This is a genomic window from Frankia sp. CeD (assembly GCF_000732115.1).
GTDB lineage: Bacteria > Actinomycetota > Actinomycetes > Frankiales > Frankiaceae > Frankia > Frankia casuarinae.
Genome location: NZ_JPGU01000017.1, coordinates 65,208 through 86,571, shown reverse-complemented (window position 1 = coordinate 86,571; position 21,364 = coordinate 65,208). Strand labels below are relative to the sequence as shown.

Annotated in this window: 17 protein-coding genes and 1 tRNA gene; 3 read left to right on the top strand and 15 right to left on the bottom strand. The window is 69.2% G+C overall.

From position 1 onward, the window contains the following. From cas2e to CED_RS11720, 10 genes are all read right to left on the bottom strand, one after another. A partial coding sequence (cas2e, locus tag CED_RS11765) for a type I-E CRISPR-associated endoribonuclease Cas2e (RefSeq protein WP_035910480.1) occupies positions 1–266 on the bottom strand: 266 nt, incomplete at its 3' end. Next, positions 263–1,255: a type I-E CRISPR-associated endonuclease Cas1e gene (cas1e, locus tag CED_RS11760; RefSeq protein WP_035910478.1), complete on the bottom strand. Its 993-nt coding sequence runs from the start codon at positions 1,253–1,255 to the stop codon at positions 263–265. The genes cas2e and cas1e, both read right to left, overlap by 4 nt. A 1-nt stretch (position 1,256) precedes the next feature. Then, a complete protein-coding gene (gene cas6e, locus CED_RS11755) occupies positions 1,257–2,084 on the bottom strand; it encodes a type I-E CRISPR-associated protein Cas6/Cse3/CasE (RefSeq protein WP_035910476.1) in 828 nt (275 codons plus the stop codon). 7 nt (positions 2,085–2,091) lie between these two features. Further along, positions 2,092–2,922 (bottom strand): type I-E CRISPR-associated protein Cas5/CasD, encoded by an 831-nt coding sequence (gene cas5e, locus CED_RS11750; protein ID WP_035910474.1) that lies wholly within the window; start codon positions 2,920–2,922, stop codon positions 2,092–2,094. Beyond that, positions 2,919–4,073, bottom strand: coding sequence for a type I-E CRISPR-associated protein Cas7/Cse4/CasC (gene cas7e, locus CED_RS11745; protein ID WP_035910472.1), 1,155 nt, complete (start codon positions 4,071–4,073; stop codon positions 2,919–2,921). Before cas7e ends, cas5e begins: the two co-directional genes overlap by 4 nt. 78 nt (positions 4,074–4,151) lie before the next feature. Then, positions 4,152–4,772, bottom strand: a complete 621-nt coding sequence (gene casB, locus CED_RS11740) for a type I-E CRISPR-associated protein Cse2/CasB (RefSeq protein ID WP_035910470.1) — start codon at positions 4,770–4,772, stop codon at positions 4,152–4,154. A 26-nt stretch (positions 4,773–4,798) separates the two neighbouring features. Beyond that, entirely contained in the window at positions 4,799–6,451 is a 1,653-nt protein-coding gene (casA, locus tag CED_RS11735) for a type I-E CRISPR-associated protein Cse1/CasA (protein WP_035910463.1), read from the bottom strand. A 362-nt stretch (positions 6,452–6,813) separates the two neighbouring features. After that, positions 6,814–9,645: a CRISPR-associated helicase Cas3' gene (cas3, locus tag CED_RS11730; protein ID WP_255361104.1), complete on the bottom strand. Its 2,832-nt coding sequence runs from the start codon at positions 9,643–9,645 to the stop codon at positions 6,814–6,816. 313 nt (positions 9,646–9,958) lie between these two features. Next, positions 9,959–11,194, bottom strand: a complete 1,236-nt coding sequence (locus CED_RS11725) for an acyltransferase (protein ID WP_023840577.1) — start codon at positions 11,192–11,194, stop codon at positions 9,959–9,961. A 296-nt stretch (positions 11,195–11,490) separates the two neighbouring features. Then, on the bottom strand, positions 11,491–13,608 hold the full coding sequence (locus CED_RS11720; protein WP_235187033.1) for a glycosyltransferase family 2 protein: 2,118 nt from the start codon (positions 13,606–13,608) through the stop codon (positions 11,491–11,493). A gap of 763 nt (positions 13,609–14,371) precedes the next feature. On the opposite strand from CED_RS11720, the gene def reads away from it, so the two are divergent. Both def and CED_RS11705 read left to right on the top strand, forming a co-directional pair. After that, the gene (gene def, locus CED_RS11710; RefSeq protein WP_035910500.1) at positions 14,372–15,046 is read left to right on the top strand and encodes a peptide deformylase; all 675 of its coding nucleotides are present in this window, start codon (positions 14,372–14,374) and stop codon (positions 15,044–15,046) included. 91 nt (positions 15,047–15,137) lie between these two features. Beyond that, the gene (locus tag CED_RS11705; RefSeq protein WP_023839953.1) at positions 15,138–15,755 is read left to right on the top strand and encodes a class I SAM-dependent methyltransferase; all 618 of its coding nucleotides are present in this window, start codon (positions 15,138–15,140) and stop codon (positions 15,753–15,755) included. Here the strand turns inward: CED_RS11705 and CED_RS11700 are convergent. From CED_RS11700 to CED_RS11680, 5 genes are all read right to left on the bottom strand, one after another. Further along, positions 15,738–16,919 (bottom strand): hypothetical protein, encoded by a 1,182-nt coding sequence (locus CED_RS11700; protein WP_011434488.1) that lies wholly within the window; start codon positions 16,917–16,919, stop codon positions 15,738–15,740. The genes CED_RS11705 and CED_RS11700 overlap by 18 nt on opposite strands. Then, complete coding sequence (locus CED_RS11695; protein ID WP_035910458.1) at positions 16,906–17,637, bottom strand: class I SAM-dependent methyltransferase; 732 nt, start codon at positions 17,635–17,637, stop codon at positions 16,906–16,908. The genes CED_RS11700 and CED_RS11695 overlap by 14 nt, the downstream gene beginning before the upstream one ends. A 10-nt stretch (positions 17,638–17,647) precedes the next feature. Further along, positions 17,648–19,051: a glycosyltransferase family 4 protein gene (locus CED_RS11690; protein WP_035910498.1), complete on the bottom strand. Its 1,404-nt coding sequence runs from the start codon at positions 19,049–19,051 to the stop codon at positions 17,648–17,650. Between the two features lie 488 nt (positions 19,052–19,539). Then, a tRNA-Ile gene (locus CED_RS11685) sits at positions 19,540–19,613 on the bottom strand. Between the two features lie 63 nt (positions 19,614–19,676). Next, positions 19,677–20,426 carry a DUF3566 domain-containing protein gene (locus CED_RS11680; protein WP_023839954.1) on the bottom strand — a complete coding sequence of 250 codons (750 nt, stop codon included), beginning with the start codon at positions 20,424–20,426 and terminating at the stop codon, positions 19,677–19,679. Between the two features lie 193 nt (positions 20,427–20,619). On the opposite strand from CED_RS11680, the gene CED_RS21535 reads away from it, so the two are divergent. Then, positions 20,620–21,348, top strand: a complete 729-nt coding sequence (locus CED_RS21535) for a hypothetical protein (RefSeq protein ID WP_049760793.1) — start codon at positions 20,620–20,622, stop codon at positions 21,346–21,348. The last annotated feature ends 16 nt before the right edge of the window (positions 21,349–21,364 follow it).

Genomic DNA, 21,364 nt, shown 5'->3' with positions numbered 1-21,364 from the left:
CGGGCAAACAGTATCAGTCCGTCGTAGTCGACGGGCTGGGTGCGGTTGCGGCCGGCGGTGCGGGCGGCCCAGCCTTGTTCGTTCGTGGCTGGTTCGATCATGATGGCTTGGCCGTCACCGACGCGTTGGGAGAGCAGGGTCCAGAGCCGGTCGCGGACGCGGGCGCTGGGGTTGCCGACGAAGACGCCCGCCGAGATTTCGATCATCCAGCGGGTGAGGTGGCCGCGGAGGCCGTCGGCGGTGGCGATGAGGACGATGACGGTCACCAGGGTGGGGGTGGCTGGTCGGTGTCGGGTCCGGTGACACCGAGGATGGTGGTGTCGTCGGTCTGGTCGGCGAGGTCGGCGGCCCAGTTGACGCCGCCGGGGACGTGGCCGTCGAGCTCGTCCCACAAGTGGAGTGCGTCCTCGTCGTTATCTCGGGTTCCTTCCTCGATGAGGAGGTCTTTGATGTCGTGGATGATGCGGGCCATGAGGTGCCCGTCAGCGACTTTGTCGCGGAAGGCGGTGCGGATGTCGCGCTCGTCGGTGAGGCCGGCGGCGGCGAGGTCGAAGGCGAGGGGAATGGTGTAGTCGGCTTTGTACAGGTCGGCGATGTCGAGGACGAAGGAGGTGGCGGCTCCGGTGTGGACGAATCCGAGGGCGGGGCTGGCGCCGATGCCGACGATGGCGGCGTGGCAGATGCCGTAGAGGCAGCTGTGTCCGGCGGACAGGAGCCGGTTGATGTCGTCGCTGTCGGCAAAGGGGTCGCCGTGGGTGTAGACGCGTTTGTTCCAGGTGACGCCGGTGCGGGTGGCGTGATCGCGGTAGATCTTTTTGATGCGGGCGCCTTCCCGGCCGCGGAGTTGTTGCATGGTGGCGGTGGTGACGTCGTCGTCGGGGAAGCGTTTGGCGTACATGCGGCGGGCGACGTCAAGGCGTTCGCTGGTGCGGGTGACGAGGTAAGCCTGGCGCATGAGCAGGCCGGCGCCGCGGCTGGGTCCGAGTCCTGCGGCATACATGCGTACGCCGCGGTCGCCGACCCAGCACAGGGCGGTGCCGGAGTCGGCGAGCAGGCGCACGGCGGCGCTGGTGATGCGGGTTCCGGGACCGAGCAGGACGGTGGCGACGAACGCGGCGGGGACACGGACGGTGCGTTCCTTGTTGACCAGGACGACGGCGTTGTCGTCGCGGTCAACGTGGCATTTCTCGACGTAGAGCGTGGAGACGCGGNCCTCGACGCGGTGCAGGTCCTGCGGATTGGACAGCCACCACATGTCAGCGGCCGGCCTGTTCGGTGTGCAGGGGCGCGAGGGTGATCAGCCCGCAGCCGTAGGCCTTGGCAGGGCCGACGCCGTGCAGGAGAGTGGCGCGGGCGCGGGCGGGATCGGTGACGCGCAGGGCGCCTTCGAAGGTGGCGGTGTTGAGGACGACGCGGCGGCCAGTCTTCTCGGTGTTCTTGGCTTTCTTGGGGAAGGTGAGGCGTTCGCGGGCGGTGAGCCGTAGCGCGGGGGCCGGCTCGTCGGTGTCGCCGGGGCCGTCGGGCTGGTTGCGGGGGCCATCGGGCTGGTTGCGGGGGCCATCGAGGTCGGCGGTGGTGAGCAGGGTGAATCCCCAGCGGTCGATGCGGTCAGTGAGCCAGGTCGTCTGGTGGGCGGCGGTGCGGTGGCCGACGCGGACACCGCGGGGGCGGGGGGCGGCGAGGTGTTCCTTCTGGGCAGGGGAGGGATTGTCGGGGGTGCGGGTGGCGCTGACAGTGTTCGCGCGCAGCCGGAAGCGGAATTCGCGGCCGGTGTGGAGGCGGTCGAGCAGGGGCTGGTAGTCGCGGACGAGGACCNGGGGTTCGTCGGTGTGGATCCAGCCGGCCTGTTCGATGAGGTGCTCCCAGGACGGCGTGGATTCGGTGAGAACGAGGACTTCGGCGCGGTGCGGTCGGTCTGCTCCACGGAGGCCTTCACCGGTTTCCAGTCGCCACAGGACCCGTTCGGTGACGGGTTGGCGGCTGAGCCCGCCGAGGACGGCGGCGTGCATGCGCTGGGGGTTCTTCAGTAGCGCCTGGGCGCCGGTGCGCAGCGGGTTCAGCCAGATCCGGGACAGGTAGGTCATGGTCCGGTCACCATCCGAGAATCGCGAAAGGATCGTGGTGCGGGGTGGTGCCCTCGACGTTGTCGGCGTCGGTGAGCTCGTAGGGGGGTGGGAGGTGGACCCAGCTCTGGTGGACCCGGCGGCTGGTGAACCCTCGCTGGTGGGGATCGAAGGTGGTCGGCAGGTCGATCCGGACGTCGTCCCCGTCTGGGTCGTCAACGGTGACGGGTAGGTCGATGCGGCGGAGGCGGGGTGGCCTGCGCCGGGCGAGGGCGTCGCGGTGGTCGGGGCGGGCCTGCCACGGCACCTGCCGCAGGACCTCCAGGGCGCTGCCCGACCACAAAGCGGCGTCCGGCTCGCTGTCGGGAACGAGGAGGAGGGGGNGGGTCGGCGGGCAGGCGCGGCGGCCGAGCGCGAGGGGAAAGGCGGGGGTGCGCAGCGCGTCGGCGAGGGTGGTGAGCACCGGTTCGGGTGCGGCGAGGGCGGCGACGAACACGGCGTCCTGCAGGTAGAACCGCTCGGTGACGTGGGTGTGCTTCGCCGGGGACGTCGGTTTCTGGAGGCCTTTCGCGCTGACCGCGGCGGAGGGTAGCGGCCGGCCGCGGTAGTCGCTGACGGTGTGGTAGTCGCGCAGCAGGGTGCCGGGCTGGTCGGTGCGGATCCCGAGGGTGAGGCTGAGGAGGTCCTCGATCGGGTCGGTGCGCCGGCGGCCCTGGGCGGCGGCGAGCAGCCCGATGATCCCGCTCTTCGTCGGTTCGGTGAGGGTGTCGCGGCGGTTGAACATGCTGCGGGAACCCCAGGACTGCAGGGGGCCGGCGAGGCGCAGCACCAGGCAGTGGCGGGGCGGGTCCTGGCTCATCGGACGCTGCTCATGAGCCGGTCGCGGGCGGCAGCCACCACTGTGTCGAGAACCTCGTCGAACGGCTTCGGCTCGCCGAGCGCCTTGACGATCATCGCCGTGGTGTCGGTGTTGGTGTTGGTGTCGTCGGGGGCGCGGTAGGTGGAGGCGAGGATGTCGGGCTGGAGGCCCCACAGCGTCGACGCGCTGTTGAGTTCGATGGCGAACTGCTCGAGGGATCCGGTGAGGACGCCCCGGCCACGGGGCAGTACCGGCTTCTCGAACGCGGAGACAAGGTTGACCGGCTGGTCGGGGCGGATCGCGATGGTGAGCAGGTTCGGCACGGTGCGGTGGGCGAAGGAGTTCTGATGGCCGGTCGGCATGGAGGTGGTGAACGCGGTGAGGAACACCCGTAGCGCCTCGACGGTCGCCTCGATGTCACCGCCGAGGTTCTCGGCGAGCTGGTGCAGGCCGACGGTGGCGAACCGGTACAGCGTCGCGGACTGGAACTCGACCGTGCCGATCATCCCGGCGCCGGTCTCGTCCTTGGCGTTCTGGTCGTCAACGGCGGTGTAGTAGTCGAACTCGACGTCGACGGCATGGGTGGACAGGGCATGCGCGACCTGGGTGGCCGCGTCGACGTTCANCGACGCCAGGTCGGCGACCATCCGCCCGAACAGCGCGACGTCGATCGGATGGTCGCTGCCGAGAGTAGCCAGGACAGGCACATCCTTGACCGCGGCGAGCAGATCGCCGTCGCTGAGATCGGCGAGGCGCGGCACATCCTCGACAATGAGGTCGATGAGCCGTTCGAGCTGGGGACGGCCAAAGAACAGCAGATAGGCGGTCTCCGCCGCCTTCTTCCCCGCACTGATCTTCAGAGCGGTCAGAAGGCTGGTGGCGATCCGGGTGCTGGTTTCCGCGTCGAGCGCGCAGCGGGTTGCGAGCCGTTCCGCGAGCAGCGCGGAGATCCGCTTGGTGCGTGTTCCGAGCTGGGCCTGATCGATGTGGTCGGCGAAGGCGGTTCGCGTCGCCCGCTTCCAGGCCTGGGACGACACCCGGGCCCGCTTCNCCCCGCCATAGACGGCTTGTTTCGGGGTACCGGCGTCATCTCGGTTGAGGTTGGACGGAGGGACGGTCTGCAGGATGTGGACGTCGATGTAGCAGCGCATTGGTAGATGCCTCTTTCTGCTGGGTCAGGACGGGAAAGCCCCGGTGCGCGGAGGCAACGCCGGAGGTTAGACGGAAGATCAGGAAGTGCCGGACGCGGCGGCCGGGGTAGCGGCTTTGTCTTTCGGGGGCCGGTAGAAGTACTGGGCTCCCCACCGGCGGCGTACGTCGCCGATCCGCTCGGGGGTCTGCCAGGCGATGAGGTCCCGCCAGAGTTGGGTGTAGTCGAGACCGACGGGGACCTGGCGGAACTGGCGGACCAGACCACGCAGGTGGTAGGCGGCCTCGTCCNGGGTGGNGGNGGTGGCCACGGCGTTNAACCGCCGGTCGACCGCCTCAGGACTGAACTTGTCGCTGCTACGCAGGCGTAGAGCAGCCTCGCCGAGCCCGATGCCAGGCTGATNCGCCGCAGTGGGCAGGGACTGCTGGTGCACCGCGAACAAGGTGAGCGCGACGTGCTCCGCGGTCAGGGACCAGGTTCTGCGGCCATCGACGGTGAGCGTGGAGTAGTAGCGCCACATCTCCGGGACGCTGCCAGGCTCGCGGCCAACACCGCGGCGCAACACGGCCAAATCCGCCCCGTCGGGCCGGTCGCCCTTATGGTCCCGTTCCCAGAAGTGCCGTGGCGATGTCGTCTCGCGTGGCGATGTCGTCTCGGATGATGTGGACGATGCGGACGGCGCCGCGGTTACCTCGGTCATCAGACCTTCCTGACGGGTCGTGGGAATCAGGCGGCGGCCAGAGCAAGCCGGTTGTCCTCGTCCTTGCCGAGCACGTCGTTGAGCGTGCGCCGGAATGACATCTCGGCGCCGGCGAGGCGGGCGCCGAACGGCTCACCGGGATCGCGGCCCAGGAACGTCTCAGGACCGGCAGCGGACAACACCGGGTCGACGACCTCCCACGCCAACCGCCGAGCGAGGATCCGCCACGCAAGTTCGGCCCGCTTGGCGTCCTCCGGATGCTGCTGCAACCCGGCTAGCAGCCGGTGCACCGTCGGATTGAAGCTGTGGATCAGTATTTCTCCGAGCCGCTGGCCCTTGTCCCACGGCAGCTTGTCCGTCGCACCGGCAGCCTCACGAAGATCGTCGCCGAGACGGTTGGCGGCGATCCGCAGGCTCTCGGCCTGGGCCGCCACCGCCAGCACGGTCTCACGGACCGCGGAGTCCCGTGCCAGCGCGGTGACCGGGAGGGGAATCTCATCGGCCATTACCTCGTCGATCACCGCCGACTGCGTGCCGTACTTCACCCCGACGGTCAGTACCTGCAGTGGCAGATCATCGGGGACATAGCCGTCGTCACNCAGCCGGGCGAGCTGCGACAGCGCCGTCGGCGCGAACACTTTGTCACTCGACAAGGGCGTTGTGGTCAGCAGAGCCTCCAGCCCGCGCCAGGCCGACCGGCCCGGCTGATGCCGCACCNGACGGACCGGCGGCTCGTCGGCTTTGGGCTTGTCAACCTGCCGCCACGCCGTGTGCGGTTCGAGTGCGTGCACCGATCCGGTGAGCCGGTCACCGGCGGTGAGCACCACCCGTCGGACCGAGACATCCTCGACAGCCGTCGGGTCTGCCTCGGGCACGAGCCGGATCCGCCGCGACTGCCAGGTCAGCAGATCCAGTAGCCCTTCCGGGGCGCGAGTCTCCCAGCGGGAGGTGGCGCTGCTTTCGGATCTCCATTGCGGCCGGTCCTTCTGCCGCAGACCGTGCCGCAGGACGGGGATGCTGAGCATCAGCGTATGGAAGAGCGTCTCACCCAGCGGCAGGACGATCCCGAACTGCCCGAGCGGCCCGGTCGGGTTCCCCGTCGTCTTCCCCGTCTTGACCTTCGGGTCATCCGCCGCTCCGGTCTTGATCGCGGCGGTGTCCCAGCAATGGGCTGCGAGCAACGCCCGTGCCGCCGCAGCGGGCGTCAGGCTCGGCGGGTCGTTCTCGGTCCGGGAACTGAACAGCGGAACATTGTTCCCCGAGGCCAGCCGCGGAACCAGCAGCGACACCGGCTTCGTCTCGTCCTTCGCGGTCCGCAACCCGGCGACCTGCGCAAACGGAGCCGTCGGATGAAACAGATGAAATCGTGCCGCCTGTCGGATCAGATACGACTCGATGCCCTCCTCATCCTCAGCCCGATCTTTCCTGATAATCCGGTCGAAACAGCCAGCCTCCCACCGCTGTGACCACTCCTCGTCGGTACGGGGGGCGCCGAACACGTCCAGGACGACGGGCAGCAGGACCTGACGCAGCACCGCCACGGCTTCGAGCGGATCATCAAGGGCCAGCCCGTCGATCGTGTGAGCGTCGACGAGCGCCTTCCTGATCCCCACCTCCAGGCGCCGCCCCCGCTTGATCACTGGGATCCATTGCCCATCGATCAGGTTGAAACCGTTCACTCATTCCCCCGTTCGTAGGCCCCGGCCTGCGCCGACCGTCGGTGGCTCAGCCGAGATGTACCAAGGGCCACCGACAGTTTTGGTCGACCGCGACGGCGCGGCACGTCGGCTGCTACCGATCGTGCGGCTCCTGCTAGGAGATGGACATCTGGCGTCGCCACATCAAGGATCTCCTAACCCATGGCGACCAGATAACTGGCCGAACGGTGCCCATGCTCCCGCCTCGCACCGAAAGTAGCACATACAGTGACGTATGGGGTGAACCGGTATATCTGCACGGATTCGCCTTGTCTCGGAGCATGGGAGTCAGCCGTCCCATCTTGAGCGCCGAGAAGATCAACACCTTGCCCCGGTCCGGCAGTTCACCCTTTACCAGCAGCCGGTCGAGTATCAGCAGCCGGTCGAGGCGCGAGGCTCAGCCCGAGCTTGTTGTCATAGGTCAGGTGTCGCCCCCCGAGGATCGCCGACATGCGATCGTCGAGAATCAGGGCGCGGGTGCGGCGGAGCCAGGAGTCGCCGTCCCAGCCGGCCAGGGGAGTCAGTTCGGCATGCGCCGCGGCGGTGATCTCCTTGTTCGCGGGCAGGCGGATGGTGGCTCCGACGACCTCTTCGAGGACCGCGTCGTCAGACACGGCAACTTCGCCGATGTGCCCGAGCGATCGGCCCGCGAGCGTGAGATACCCGGCCGGTCCGCGGCGGACGAGGACGACCTCCACGGACTCGTCGCTGTCACGGACGACCGCGGTGAGGCGTTCCTCGGTTTCCAGCGGCGCGGTCGCCTTGTCGTGCAGACCCTCGAGCGTGGTCAGGCCCAGACCGTCCTCGCCGGAAAGCAGAAATCCGGTGGCGTTCACCCGGCGACGACGCTCCTTGGCCTCCCATTCCTGCCTGGCCTCGGCCGCGGCATCAGCCCAGCGCGCCGGACCGAGAGGCTCATCACCGTAGCCGAGAGCGACGAGGCCGGGCACGTCGGCGGGAATCGACCATCCACCACCCGTGGCGGCTTCGGCGACGAGAGCGGCGGAGCGCAGCAGTAGATGATCCCCGTACACGGCCCGGCTACCGGCGGGCCAGAGTGGCACAGCCCCGTCGGGCAGCCGCAGACCGCTGACGATCACTTTCGGGTCGCGAAGCCGGGCCGGTCGCTGCCCGGTCGGCCGGTCATGCCGATGCAGCCGGCCGACCCGTTGCAGCAGAAGGTCGATGGGGGCGAGATCGGTGACGAGGATGTCCACATCGACGTCGAACGACTGTTCGGCCACCTGGGTGGCCACGACGACGAGCCGCGCGGGCCGGTCCTGGGCGTTCTCCCGTCCGGGGGGGCCGAGCTTGTCCACGACGTCTTCCGTACGGCTCGCGCGTTCGGCTGCGGTGAACCGGGAGTGCNGCAGCACCACGTCATCACCGAACGTCGTCCGCAGCTCGGCGTAGACGACCTGGGCCCGCTGGACGGTGTTACACACGACGAGAGCGCAGCCGCCCTCGCTCACCTCCGCCGAGACAGCGGCGGCGATGCTCACCGGGGCGAAGTCGGTGGGCTCTGCCAGGATCTCTACCGCAACGGGCACGGACTCACGCCAGGGTGACTGGGACGTCACGGAAAACCGGGGCTTCCCGTCGGCCATATACACCGCGGTGGTGCTCGGGTAGCCGGTGGGCCGCGGCAGATCGGCGAGGTCGACATCGGGGCGCTGCAGGGCGCCCTGCAGATAGGCGCCGGCGAGCTGTGCACGCAGTACCGGCGGCAGCGTCGCGGACAGAACGATGACCGGCACGCCGGTGTCGGCGAGCCAGCGCAACGCCTCGAACAGGAACTGCGCCATGTAGACGTCGTAGGCGTGTACCTCGTCAAGGATGACGACCCGGCCGGCCAGGCCGGCGTGCCGTAGCATCACATGCTTCGTCCGGGTCGCCGCCTGCAGCAGGTGATCCACCGTGCCGACCGTCACCGCAGCGAGCAACCCCCGTTTCGATCCGAAGAACCACTCCGCGGCCGCCGCGGCGCCCGCCAGCGGTGCGTCGCGACGACCCGGGCCGCTCGTACCCGTACCGAAATCGTCGGCCATCCCATACTCGTCGAGATCGTCATGCACGTCGACGAACCGGACCTGCGACCGAAGTGCCGCCCACTCCTTGTTGAAACGAGCCCGGCCGTGCAGTAGGCCGATCGGAACCTCGGGATCCACCGCGGTGAGCCAGCCGCGGACCCGGCTGAACATCGGATCGCTCGTCGCCTGCGTCGGCATTCCGACGAACACCCCATCCGCACCGACCTTGCCGGCCAGTACCTCCGCGGCGGCGAGCGCCGCCTCCGTCTTCCCCTCACCCATCGGCGCTTCCAGGATCAGTAGCCCGGGGCCGGGCATTTCCCGCACGGCCTGGACCGCGGCGCGCTGCGCCGGCCGGGCTGGCTTACCGAATCTGTGGTGCACCAGGTCAGACTGGTTGCCGGGTGCGGGCCGGTCGGAGCGCCACCCGCCACGCAGACCCAACTGTGCCCAGGCTCGCTGTGCACGCTCCCGCGAGCCCTTCATCGAGATCTCCGCCAGATCCGACAGCCCACCGAAATGCTCTTTGTCGCTCGCNACCCAGTCTGCCATGATGATCATCCCGGATAGGGCAAGCTGACCTCCGCGGGATGGTGTTCGCAGCTCCGAAAAGGAAGCCAGGTCAACGTTGAGGTCGCCGGCCACCCGGTCGACGAACGCACGTTGGACGTCGAGCCACGGTCCGGCGCCGTGGACGGCGGGCTTGTGCACAAGACGGCCACGGTCCGGTATCAGGCCGTGATGGCCCGCGACCAGCGGCCACACCCAGTCACACCCCGGCCGACTCCAACCGACCTGCGGGAGATACTTGCGGACGATGACAGCCCCCGCCCGCGCGTGATGCCACTGCCGGCCCTGCTGAGGAGTCACCCCTCGCCAGCCAAGCCCGGCAGCCCGAACGCGCTGCGCCAAACCCTCGTCCTTCATCTGAAAGGCCGGCGTGGCCTTACCGACATCATGCAGGCCGCACAACAGCGCGAACAGAGACCGCCCGCGACCATCGCTGCAATCATCCAGACGATCCCGAATGGTGGATGCGAGGAAACGATCCCAGACAAGTTCGCCCACCGCCGCCGTATCCAGAAGATGGCCGAGGAGCAGGTGCATCGATCCCCCCGCCTTCTCCGCCGACTTCCCCCATATCATACCGAAGAACTCATCATCCATGAAGACTCCCATCCCAGATATAATGGACAGCCCCATTCAAGCACCTTGCGAAATGAGCCCGTTCATGGGGGCTTGGACGTGACATCGGCCGTCGTAGAAATGCTGTTGACGGCTTGCCTGATTCGTTTTACTGATTATTGAGCTGTGCGTTCTCCCAGCCCTGAAGACAGGAAATCACTGGAAAGATCCCCGCGCCTGCGGGGACGACGGGGCCTCCAACGGGAGACGATCCGCGCGCGGCCGGCGCACGTAGCGCAGCCGGCGCAGACCGGGAAGCCTGCGCCACGCCACGTCAGGGAACTGGCCGTGCCGGTCGCACCGGGGTGGACACCGGGGCGGGGGACACCGGGGCGGGGGACACCAAGGCGGGGGACACCGAGGCGGACACCGGGGTGCGGCGGAGCTTCTCCACCAGGATGGACAGCCGGCGGCCCGGTTTCTCCAGGACGACGTAGCTGATCCATCCACCGAGGACGCCGACCGTGACCAGCATGGCGGCCACCCACGGAAACGCCGACGGCGCATGACTGACCAGCCCGTGCCGGTCCAGCACCAGCAGCAGAATCGGCTCATGCCACAGATACACGCTGTAGCTGATCATGCCGAGCCAGACGAATGCCGGGGTGGCGAAGAACCGGCGCCACAGCGTGTCGCGGGGTGCCAGCACGGATGCGGCGAACAGCACACCGAAACCGATTGAATTCAGCGTGGAGAACGCCTCGAACGATGCCGCGGTGTGCCCCCGGACCAGCGCGCCGGCGATGATGAGCCCGGCGGCGACAAACCGCAACGCACACGCGAGCAGGGCGGGCAACGGCCGCTCCCGACCCCATCGGACATAGAGAACCGCAGTGATCATTCCGAGGCCGAAGTTGCCGGCATAGTTCTGCGGCGAGAACCAGTACGCCCACTGGTCGTGCTGAGCCCGCACGATGTAGACCGCATAGACGATCCAGACGGCGGACACCACGATCAGCAGGACCGGCGGCAGGCAGAGCCGCCGCCAGCGATGCGCCTCGGGTAGTCGATGAGTCTGCCGCCGCAGCCAGCCGGCGACCAGGGCGAGGTATAGATAGAAGTAGACCTCGACGGCCAGCGACCAGGCCGGGCCGATCGTGTAGAACACCCGCTTGCTGTCGAAGACCTGGGTGAAGGTCAGGTGTTCGACCAGGTCGATCCAGTCGCCGGGCAGAGTGGGATTACGCGCCGCCCACACGACGATGAGCGCCGTGTAGTACAGCGGAAGAATCCGCAGTCCACGACGTATGAGCGTGTTCTTGGGTGACCGTTGGGTCCGGCCGGCCCTGACCCGGTTCGCCATCGGCATATACAGCAGGAACCCGGAGACCAGGAAGAACCAACTGATCATCCCGTCGAAGGCGCCGAGGACCTGGCCGAGGAACGTACCCGCGTACGGCGTGTTGCCATCCCCGCGGCAGAACTGATAGGCGTGAAAAATGATCACTGAGATCGCCGCCACGCCGCGGAACCCGCCCAGGTCGACCAGCTCGAGCCTGGGATCGCCCACCGTCGTCCGTCGGCGACCGCGGCGGTTCCCTCCGCTCTCTCCGGTGATACCCACCCCCCCGGCCCGCGGCCGGGCCGAGGTCCGGACCGGCACGGTCGGCCGCTCTCTCGGCGGCGGCACTGGCGGCGGCGGCACTGGCGGCGGCGGCACCGGCGGCGGCGGCACCGGCGGCGGCGGCACCGGCGGCGGCGGCACCGGCGGCGGCGGCGGCGGGGGCTGCGCCCACCAGGACGGGAGAGCCGGCGCGGGCAGAACCCGGGACCTCGGCACGATGTTTCGAGGTCCGCCTGGTGTGGTCATGACCTGGCTTCGGGGTAAGGGACCACACCGCCCGCCGCGGAGCCAGCTGGAGGTGCGGAGCCAGCTGGAGGTGCGGAGCCAGCTGGAGGTGCGGAGCCAGCTGGAGGTGCGGTCGCGCCGTCCGGCGTGACCGGGTCGGGCTGCGGCACGGCGCGTGGGGTCACGTGCCACTCGCGTTCCCGCAGCAGCTCCTTCACCGGTGCCAGCCGGGCGATGACGTTCTTGAACTCGCTGTAGACGATGTTCATCAGGCAGAACTGGACGAACCAACTCCGATGGCGGCGGATCGTGGGGTCGGCGAGGGCGTACGCGAACAACGCCTGGATCGGGCCCGCCATCGCCGAGAAGAGTGTGGCGACCACGTACAGGGAGACGTTCAACCGGAAACCGTGCCCGGACTGCGGGTGCAGCAGACCGAAGACGATCAGCGGATACATCTGCAGCGAAAGCCACGGATATATCTCGCGCCAGCCCAGCAGCCAGAGCAGGCCGAGTTTCTGGCGGGCGGTGAGGTCGGGTGAGCCGACGGCTTTCCACAGATGCCGCTGGGAGACCTGGTACCAACCCTGCGCCCAGCGCAACCGCTGCCGCCACAACGCCGACATCGTCGTCGGCGCCAGCTCGTAGGAGACCAGTTCCGGGTCTGCGACGATCCGCTCACCGCTCATGATGGTGCGCAGACTCGCGTCGATGTCCTCGGTCAGCATCGACCCGCGCATACGGGTCTGGTGCAGCAGGTCGGTCCGCCAGTAGCCGTTCGACCCGCCGAAGATCCCGAAACCATGCATCCTCGCCCGGCCGGGATGACTCACCGCATAGATCGACTCGAATTCCACGGCGACGGTGCGGCTGATCCGCGATGCCTCTCCGTTCCGGATCACGCAGTGCCCCTGGACGACCGCGGCCCCGTGCGACAGCCACCGCCAGGCCCGCCGGAAGGCGTCCGGTGCCGGATGATGATCCGCGTCGAAGACACCGACGAACTCACCGGTGATCATTGGCATCGCCGCGTTCACGTTCTGCGCCTTGGAGGTGCTGGTCGGCACGTGCATCGGGATGAAACGGGGATCGGAATCGGCGATCCGCGCGAGCGTCTCCTCCACGGGCAGGTATCGGGGAGTGTTATAGGCGAGGATGATCTGTAGTGGACCCGGGTAGTCCAGCCGGAGGAACGCCTTGACCGTGTCGACGATCGTGGCCGACTCGTTCGGCAGATACGCGGCGATGATGGCGCTCGCCGCCGGGAACGGCGCGGCGGGCGCGTCCGGGCACTTCTCCGGTTCGAGCGCCGACAACTGCTCCAGGNAGGNGGTGAGGGTAGTGCCGGCCAGCGCGATGGCCAGGAGTGCGAAGACGACGTGGGTCGGGTCGAGGCCCAGTGTGAACAGTGTGCTGTAGATCCCGAACGGGAGTCCGAGGCAGATCGCGGTCGAGACGACGATCTGGACGGCGTCGGACGGCCGCAACCGTGTGTGCAACGGGCGCCCGGAACGTCGCGGCTGGTTCTCCGCTGGTTCCATCTTCGGGTCGTAACAGACGGGGACCATGTCGAGCTGCCCTGCGGCGAGCCCCATGGCCAGCCGGGCCCGCCGCAGGGCGGTGGCATCATCGATGGTGTCGTCCACCTGGACGAACCCCGGAACGGGGGTGACCCGCAGACGCTCGCCGTTGACGGCGAAGTCACAGCTTGCGACCGTACGCACGATCTCGCCGAACGCCGCTTCGGCGGAGCGGCCCGGCCGCGTCGGCAGGACGACGACCACCTCGCCGGGGCGGCCCTGGCCGATGGCGGAGCCACGCCACCGATGCAGATCACCTGCCAGGGCGGCGACCTGATCGAGTAGAGACAGGCAGGCGCCCGGAGCGAGGCGCTCGCGCAGCCGGCCGAACTCGGCGATGTACAGAAGGCCGACGACGCAACTCCGGCCCGTCGATCGAGTACGGCTCCGGGCCTGCTGGACGGTCGCGATGGCGCGATCGTGGTGCTCGTGATGGTAATGCCGTCGTCCTGGCACCCGCATGACCCGCCGCCATCCGGATCCATCCGGGACGGCGAGGTCACTCGTTCCCGGATCCAGATCCACCACCACGTACTCCGGCGGCGGAACTGCCATGTTCGGTGTGTTGATCCCCCCCGGCGTCGGCCTTTCAGCGACCGTTTCAGCGAAATTCGCAGCCATGAACTGAACTCTCGCTAGATTCGCCGGATAATTCTAAGTCTTTTTGGTGTAGGGAGTCGTGGGAGTCGGGGCAGCACTCCTCTCTCCTGGCCGGAAGGTAAATACCTGGGAGCGTGATTCTCTACTGGTTCAGCTTTATCGTGGCCGACACCATACCAGTCGGGGTTCGGGTGTCTGTTGGTGGGCCGTGCGCCAGGGGGAGACGATACGTTGCGTTAGCGGCATGCGAGTTAGATTTAACGTTCTGTTCATCCTTTGCGGTAATCATTCTTACCCACGCGGATCGCGGACGATTCAGCGTCCGCGATCTCTGCGGGAACGGCGATAGGACGCGGCTGGACACGGCTGGACACGGTCGGGCATGACCGCGTGCGACCGGGCACGGAAAAGGCTCCCCGTTTCCGGGGAGCCTTATGTGCGTATGGTGTTGGTGAAGTTGCGCCATGCAATGAACAGTCTGAGGTCCGCGCTCTTCCCGCAGGTAGCGGCCATGATGGCGCCGCACCTGGTGACACTGTTGATCACGGGAGTGACCAGTCCGCCGAGCGGACAGGGGGTGCGATCTGTCAAGCTCGTAGCGAACGAAGCACGTCGAGGATCGGCGGTGGCGCGGGGCCGATCCTGCCGATCGGCAGGATCGGCCCCGCGCCGACTCACGCGCAGGCGCGCCCCGGTCGGATGGAAGGAGATGCTCGCCATGGCCTCGCGCTTGACGCGATCTGACGAGAAGGACGAGAAGATCGATCGGCGGGTCCGGGGGCTGGGGGGGNCGGNGGNCTCCTACCCCCNNCTGCCGCCGGNGGTCGGCCGCGGTTCCATCCGCAGGATCACCGTTGTCGGCGAGCCTGTTCTGCACCGGCCCTGTAAGAAAATCACCGAGTTCGGGACCGCGGAGCTCGCTGCGCTGATCGATGACATGTTCACCACCATGTACGGCGCCGAAGGTGTCGGACTCGCCGCGAACCAGATCGACGTCGACGCCGCGGTCTTCGTCTATGACTGCACCGACGAGGACGGTGTGCGGCACGTGGGCCATCTGGTCAACCCCGTCCTGGAGGAGGCGCCGCCGGCGGAGCGCCGGCTCGTCAAGGGGGATGAGGGGTGCCTGTCTGTTCCGGGGGCCTACATGGAGGTCGCCCGGCTGGAGCATGCTGCTGTCCGCGGTCAGGACCAGCACGGTGCCCCGCTCCGCCTGGAGGGAACCGGCTATTTCGCCCGTTGCCTGCAGCATGAGACCGATCACCTGTACGGCAGCCTCTACCTGGACCGGCTGTCGAGCCGCGGACGCAAGAAGGCCCTCCGCGAGATGGAGGAGCGGACCGAGGAGATCTTCGCCCGCCGGGTCGAGGTGGCCGCGCGGCTCGGCAGGTAGCGAGCCACCGGCGCGCGCTACCTGTCCTGCGAGGAAGGCTACCTGTCCTGCAAGAAAGGCTATCCGTCCTGCGAGAAAGAGAGAGTCGGCGGTGGATGTGGTGTTGCGGCGGGCGGCCGAGGCGGCGACGGGCTTCATGCCCACGGAGGAGGGCCTGGCGCTCTACGCGGCGGCAACACGGGTATCGGCCGGCGGCCTGATCTGCGAGGTCGGCACCTACTGCGGTAAGTCGACCCTGTACCTGGCCGCGGCCGCCCGGACGGTGGGAGCGACGGTGATCACCGTGGATCATCATCGCGGGTCGGAGGAGAACCAACCCGGGTGGGAGTACCACGACGCCGATCTCGTCGACCCGCGTAGCGGCCGGCTGGACACGCTGCCCTTCCTGCGGCGGACGCTGGAGGACGCGGGCGTCGAGGACGTCGTGACGGCGGTCGTCGGCCGCTCCGAACGGGTGGGGCGATGGTGGTCGACCCCGGCCGACCTGCTCTTCCTCGACGGCGGGCACACCGAGGAGCAGGCCCAGGCGGACTACGAGGCCTGGGCCTGCCACGTGCGGCCCGGCGGTCTCCTGGCCATCCACGACGTCTTTCCGGACCCGGCGGACGGGGGCCAGGCGCCCTACCACGTCCTGGTGCGGGCGCTGACGGAGGGCTTCCGCGAGCTGTCGTGCGCGGGTTCGCTGCGCGTCCTACGCCGCGTCGACTGAGCGGCATCCGCATGCCGGCCGCTGCCGAGGAAGCCGGCGTTCGGCGGGCGTCACCACCTCCGTCCCCGTCCGCGGCTCCGTCCGCGACTCCGGAAGCCGCCTGCCGCCCTGCCGAGGCTCGTCGGACTCCTTGTCGAGGACACAGATCCCCTCGGGGAGGCCGTCGCCGCGGAAGAGGGTCTCGGTGACCCCGCCGGCCAACGTGTCGACCGCGAGGATCACCGCCGCCGCGGTCCAGGTCGACTGTTCGGCCGGCCAGAACGTCGCGGTCTCGAACTGCCAGCCCGTCCAGTAGCTCCCGTCGGCGTGCCGCAGGTGCTGCATGTCCGTAACCAGCTTGGTCGCCGCGGCGGTCTCGCCCACGAGATGCAGGGCGATGGCTAGTTCGCAGGTCTCGGCCCCCGTGACCCAGGGCTCGTCGGCCACGCAGCGGATGCCCAGACCGTCGACGACGAAGTCGTTCCACCGGCTGGTGAGCCGGGACCGACCCGCGGACCGGCGCAGCGCTCCGCCGATCACCGGGTAGTACCAGTCCATCGACCACCGGTCGCGGGGGGCGAAGTACTCTGGGTGAGCGACGAGGGTGTGCCGCAGCGCGCCGGTCGCCCGTTCCCAGGCCGGTGGCACCTCCCCGACCAGGGCTGCGAGCGCCATCCCGCAGCGCAGGCTGTGCAACGTGCTGGAGCATCCCGTCAGCAGGGCCTCGGGGTAGTCGACACCGTCCGACGACCGGGCCCACCAGATCTGTCCGGTCGGGCTCTGCATGTCGACGACGAAGCCCAGGGCTGCCTCGACGACCGGCCAGATCCTCGTGAGGAAGGCGCGGTCACCGGTGGCCAACCAGCGGTGCCAGGCTGCGGTGGCGACATAGGCGCACTGGTTGCTGTCGGCGAAGTCCTCCTTGACCGCGCCGCCGACGTAGCTCGTCGCCCAGGATCCATCCGGCCGCTGGTTGCGACACAGCCAGGCCCACGCGGCGTCGGCGGCGTCGACCAGGCCGCCGAGGTCGAGGGCCATGGCGCATTCGAGGTGATCCCACGGGTCGGTGTGGCCACCGGGATACCAGGGGATGGCGCCGTCCGGCTCCTGGACGACGGCGATCGCGGTCGCGGTCGCGGTGAGCGCCTCGGGGGTCAGGACCGGAGCAGACTCAACCGGCCGCACGCGTTACCTCCGGTTTCCTCAAATACAGCACGATGCTCTTGCCGATGATCGGATTGAGGGCCCGCTCGGCGAGCCGGGTGATGCGGGGACGGCGCATCATGTNCCACACCAGCAGCCGGTGGTAAAGCCGCGTCGCCGGATGGTCGTCGTCGTGGACACCGACGAGACACCGCAGCCACCAGTACGGGGCGTGCAGGGCGTGTGCGAAATGGGTGCCGGCCGGTTCCAGTCCCACCGCGATCAACCGGTCACGAAGCTCGTCCCGGCGGTAGATGCGGACATGGCCCCCCTCGACGCTGTGATAAGCCGTCGACAGGCTCCAGCACACCTGCTCGGGGAACCGGTTCGGGACGGTGACCGCCACCCACCCCCCGGGCCGTAGCACCCGGGCGATCTCCGTCATCGCCGCCGTGTCGGCGGGCAGGTGTTCGAGCACCTCGGCGGCGATGATCCGGTCGAAGGTGCCGTCGGCGAACGGCAGCGCCAGCGCGTCACCGCGCACTCCGGCGGCCTTCGCCTTGGGCGGAGCCTGTCCCTCCAGGGCCATCGCGGCGAGCATCGCGTTGACGCCGGCGACCTCGCCGGCGGAGTGGTCCAGCGCGATGACCTCGGCGCCCCGTCGGAACGCCTCGAACGTGTGCCGTCCGGCGCCGCAGCCCAGGTCGAGCAGCCGGCAGCCCGCGGAGACGGGAAACTGGTCGAAGTCGACGGTCAGCATGCGTCGGCCGTCAGCCGGTCAGCGTCGACGACGCCGGTGCGGACGCCGCGGCGCCGGGTGTGACGGCGCCGGGTGTGGACAGCGGTGCCGGCGTCCACTGGGCCGCCGGTCCCGGTCCCGGTCCCGGGGCCGGGACCGGGGAGGTGGGCGTCCCGCCGACCGCCGCGATCCGCTCGGCGTACCAGTCCGCGGTGGCCGCGGCGGCCGCCCGCCAGGAGAACCGCGCCTCCACCCGGCGGCGCCCGGCGGCACCCATTCGGGCCCGTCGTTCGGGATCATCGAGCAGGGAACCGATGGCGTCCGCCAGGGCTCCCGCATCCCCCGGTGGGACCAGCAACGCGGCCTCCCCGTCCGGACCGGCGACCTCGGGCAACGCCCCGGCGGTGGTGGCGACCAGCGGGATCCCGCAGGCCATCTCCTCGACGGCGGGCAGGCTGAACCCCTCGTAAAGCGAGGGAACGACCGCGACCTCGGCGGAGCGCAACAGGTCCACCAGCTCCGGTTCCGGCATGTTGGAACGGAACGTCACGGCGTCGGCCAGGCCCAGCTCGGCAACCTGGCGCTGGGCCGTTCCCCCTTCGCGGACCTTGCCGACGCAGACCAGGTGCGCCGAGCGATCCACCCGCAGCTTCGCGAGCGCCTCGAGCAGGACAAGCAGGCCCTTAAGCGGAACATCGGCGCTGGTCACGACGACGACACGGCCCGGAACCGCCGGATTGCCCGCGGGCGCCGGCGTGAAGACGTCGGCGTCGACTCCCAAGGGAACCGTGCGCATGACCGTCGGGGGGAGGTTCATGTCCGCGATGATCTCTCGCCGGGAGCTCTCCGACGGGATGACGATGCCATCCAGCCCCCGCGCGACCCGGGCCTGCATCGGGAGGAACGAGTNCCACCGGCGCAGGCCCAGCCGGGAGGTGAAGGTGGTCGCCGCGGCGAGGTGCAGGCGGCGATCGACCGTGATCGGATGATGCACGGTGCCCACGACCGGGATCCGGTACGGGCGCAGGGCTGCCCGCAGCGCCAGCAGGCCGTATCCCAGCCCCTGGTTGTCATGGACGATGTCGAACGGCGGCCGACCCCCGGATGCCCTGGGGCGCAGGGCTTGGCAGGCACGCAGGCTGAAGGCGAGCGGCTCGGAGAACTGGCCGGTCCGCATCATGGCGAACTCGACGACGTCCGGCAGGCCGTGGAACTCGGCCAGTCCGGGCCACCGGAACGGGTCGGAGTCCCGGTAGAGATCAAGGCTGGGCAGTTCGGTGAGGCCGACACCCTCCTCAAGCACCGGGTACGGCGGCCCGCTCACCACCTGGACGCGGTGCCCCAGGGCGACCAGTTCGCGGGACAGATGTCGGACGTACACACCCTGGCCACCGCAGGTGGGCAGACTCCGGTACGACAACAACGCAATCCGCAACTGTGCGCCCTCCGTCCGTCTCGGGCCATGTCCTGGTTCCTCGACGTCGAGGGTGGCGCCGCTTCCTGGCACATTAGGATATTGAGTGCCGATCTTCACTGAAATGGGCCGACACTGTGTCCTGGCCGTGTGCCCTGCGTCACATTAGGACTCTTCGTCGTGAGTCCAAGATCTGCGGCAACGAGGGAGACTTGCCCATCCAGAGGGTTTTGTGTCCGCTTTATCCCGCAGGCGCGGGGATCTTCCCGGATCACCGGTGGACGGTTTATGCAGCCGGGAGTCGTCCCTGTGGCGTTGCCCGCGACCTCGCGCAGCACGTCGGCCCGGGCCCGCTCTCAGACCTCGCCGCCACCGACGGCCCGACCATCCCACCGGGCACGGCGAGCGCCGAAGGCGCAACACGGGGGGTCAGGGGGCTTGGCCCCTCGGCCAGCATAACGGGCACGGCGAAGCCGCCCAGAGGGCGGCGATCATGATTGGCTAGCGCGTGGACCTAGGTGGACTTGAACCACCGACCTCTTCCTTATCAGGGAAGCGCTCTAACCGNCTGAGCTATAGGTCCGTGCTGCGAGTCCAAGAATACAGGACGGCGGCGCAGGAGCGGGACCGCCGCCGTCCCTCCAAGCTACTGATCACTCAGAGTCAGCTCGACGCCGCCGATCATCTCGGCGCAGAGGTTGTAGAGCAGGGCACCGAGCGTGGACAGCGCGGTCATGAGGATGACGTTGATCGCCCCGATGAGCAAGCTGATCTGCATTGCCCGGCCGAACGACAGCCATCCTCGGATGTCGGTGCTGCTGCTGTCGGTCAGGGTATCGGCCGCGTCGGAGACGCTGTCGAACACGCCGATCGAGTTCAGGACGAACCACAGCACGGCGATCGCGACGAGCAGAACCACAAAGACGCAGAGGGAGAACGCGAAGCTGACCCGGGTCACCGTGAGGGGATTGACCTTGGACAGCTTGAGCTTGGCCCGCCGGCCCTGACCGGGCGGGCGGGCGGAACCGGACGAGCCGGGACCGGACCGGCCAGGGGAGTGACCGGCACCCGCCCGCTCAGCGGAGACCGGCTCGAACTGGTCGTCGAGCGCACCGGGGGAGGTCGTGGTCACGCTGTTCAGAGCACCCGTCGTCGTGGTGGTACCCGCGGACTCCGGCGCCGCGAGCGGCCGGTCGTAGGCCGCCGTGGGGCCGGCACCGCCGGACCTCCCCCCCGCCGGACCCGGCGGGGCGGGGCGTACCGGATCGGGGGCGGGCATGCGCTCGGGCGCGGCACGGTTCCTGTCGGGCTTCGTGGTACGGCTCCTCGTCATGCTGGGCGGGCGGACCAGGGAGATCGTGTCGGTCTCCCGTGGCCGCTCGGCCGGGGGCTCCACGCGAACTGCCGGCCCCCCTGGCGTGGCTCGACCGGGTCCGGGTGGCGCCAGGCCGAGGGACTTCGCCGGCGACGATACGGCGGCCGGGCCGAGTTTCCGGGTAGCCGAGCCCGCCTCGTCGGAGTGGGTTCCAGCGGCCCCGGTACGAGCCGACCCGGATGGGGACACCGACGACGTTCCGCTGGCACGTCCCGTGGAGGTGCCAGCCGAGGACCCTGCGCCCGACACACCCGACGCGCCCGCGGAAGAGGTGGACAAGGACCGCGAGGACAAGGGGGACTTCGCCCCGTCGGGGACCGATCCGGAGCGGGACGCCGCCGAACCCGCCGCACCCGAACCCGAACCCGCCGAACCCGACGCCGACGAGCCGGGTTCAGCCGAATGGGCTTTTGACGACCCGGCCTTCGACGACCCAGTCGAACCCGTCGGCCCCCCGGCGGAGGACTGCGGCGGGTCCGCCGCGCCTCCGGCCGGGCCGCGGCCGCCCTCCCGCTCATCCACGGGCCGACCGGACCGCCCGGGCCGCTGGAAGAACGGATTACCGGACTCGGGCCCATCGCCGGCCGCGGGCACCTTCACCGTCTCGCTGCCGGCGTCCTCCCCACGGCCGTCCCGCAGCGACAACGAGCGGCCCGCGGCGTCCGCCGCGCGTCCCGACGCCGGGCCGGCGCCGGCCCGGCGGCCGGCTTCCGAATCACGCCCGGCGGAATCGGAAACACCAGCGGAACCCGCGGAATCCGGGCCCGCGGAATCCGGGCCGGAGGAGCTCGCGCCTCTGGCCGCGCCGCCAGCACCGGAGGAACCAACGGAAGCGGGTCTCACCGTGGACCGTGGGCCGGCCCCGTCCCCCCCGCTCGGCCGGCGGGACTGCTCGGTGGCACGCGATCCCTCCGCCCCGGCGGCCGAGGAGGGGCCGCGGTAGACCGCCGACCGGGCTG